The 1,764-nt window shown below is 78.9% G+C and carries 1 protein-coding gene; it reads right to left on the bottom strand.

What is annotated here, in order from left to right; genetic code table 11:
* Window positions 1-1,764, bottom strand: a 1,764-nt coding sequence (locus tag E4P41_RS21620) for an ATP-binding cassette domain-containing protein (RefSeq protein WP_135143245.1), incomplete at both ends; no start/stop codon positions are given.

Raw genomic sequence — 1,764 nt, 5'->3', positions numbered from 1 at the left:
ACGTGTGCGACCAGCCGGTCGACGTCCGCCAGGTCCGCGCGCAGCCCGGACCGGGCCACCCGGACAGCTCGCCGGCCGCGGGCACGGCCACGGACGTCGGAGCGCGACCCGTCTGACGCAGGTCGGCCGCCAGCCGCAGCGCCGCGTCGTGCGCGGTCATCCGCTCCACCCAGCGCAGCCCGGCCCGGCCCAGACCGAAGGCGCGCACGCCGACGATCGCGACCAGGAGCGTGAGCACCGGAGGCATCTCGGCGGCCCGCACGATCAGCCAGCCGGAGACCGCGGTCAGCGCCACCCCGGCGCCGGCCGAGGCGGTGCCGGCGGCGACCGCCCGCGCCAGAGCCCGTCGCGGCCAGCGCAGCCCGCCGTCCGCCGTCGTGGCGCGGGTGTCCGCGGCCGGCGGTTCCGGTGTGGCGGCGAGTGCGACGACCTCGTGGCCATCGGGGGCTGATCGCCACGAGTTCGTCGCACTCGCCACGGGGTGAGGAATCGCGGCGGGGGACGAGAGGTCGACCGTGCGGTCGGCGAGCGCGGCCAGGCCTGCGTCGTGGGTGACCAGCAGGACGCTCACCGTGCCGCGCAGCTCGGCCAGCACCGCGGCCACCGTCGCGGCGGCGGCGTCGTCCAGGTGCGCGGTGGGCTCGTCGAGCAGCAGCAGCCGGGCGCCGCGGCGGATCCGCACCAGCGCGCGGGCCAGGGCCACCCGCTGCAGCTCACCCGGGGAGAGGGCGGTGCAGGTGCGGCCGGCGAACGACGACGCACCGACCCGGGCCAGCGCCTCGACGACGAACGCCTCGCCGACGATCTCGTCCACGCCCGGCTGCGAGCCGGCGTGCCGGCGCAGCTCGTCGGCGACGGTCGCCCCGGTGGTGCGCGGGTGCTGCGGCACGTACGCGACGCCGCCGGCCGGGACGCCGGTCACCGTCCCCTCGACCGTCGCGGCCGGGTCGGTCAGTCCGGCGAGGACGGCGAGCAGCGTCGACTTGCCCGAGCCGCTGGCGCCGCGGAGAGCGACCAGCTCTCCGGGGCGGACGGCGAGGTCGACCGGCGGCAGCGCGGGGACGGCGCGGCCCGGGTACCGCACGGTGAGCCCGGTGACGGCGACGTCGGCACCCCGCGGGTCGTCGTCCTCCACCGTCGGGGGCGGGCCGGGGACGGGCGCCACCAGCACCGCGCGGGCCTCGGCGGCGGCCAGGGCGGCGTCCTCGCCGGCGTGGTGCGCCGCGCCCAGCGCGCGCAGCGGGGCGAAGGCCTCCGGCGCCAGCAGCAGCGCGGTCAGCCCGACTGCCAGCTCGAGGTCGCCGTCCACCAGCCGCAGCCCCACGGTCACCGCGACCAGCGCGACCGACAGCGTGGCGAGCAGCTCGAGCACCAGGGAGGAGAGGAAGGCCAGCCGCAGCGTCGACAGCGTGCGGCGGCGGGAGGCCTCGCCCAGCTCGGCCAGCGCGGCGGCCTGCTCGGCGGCCCGGCCCAGGCCGACCAGCACCGGCAGCCCGCGGACCAGCTCGGCGACGTGTGCGGCGATGCGGTCCAGGGCGCGGGCGGCGGCGGTCGTGCCGTCCCGGGTGGTCAACCCGACCAGCACCATGAAGACCGGCACCAGCGGCAGGGTGACCGCGACCAGGACGGCCGAGAGCAGGTCGGTCCAGGCCAGGGCGACGAGCAGCACCGGCGGCACGACCAGCGTCTGGGCCAGCGCGGGCAGGCGGGTCGCCAGCGCGGGCCCGAGGTCGGCCAGCCGGGTGGTGGCCAGCACCGCGGCGA

Source organism: Geodermatophilus sp. DF01-2 (assembly GCF_004571065.1).
In the GTDB taxonomy this organism is placed as follows: Bacteria; Actinomycetota; Actinomycetes; order Mycobacteriales; family Geodermatophilaceae; genus Geodermatophilus.
The sequence above is the reverse complement of the archived record's forward strand: the minus strand, read 5'-3'. Positions and strand labels throughout refer to the sequence as shown.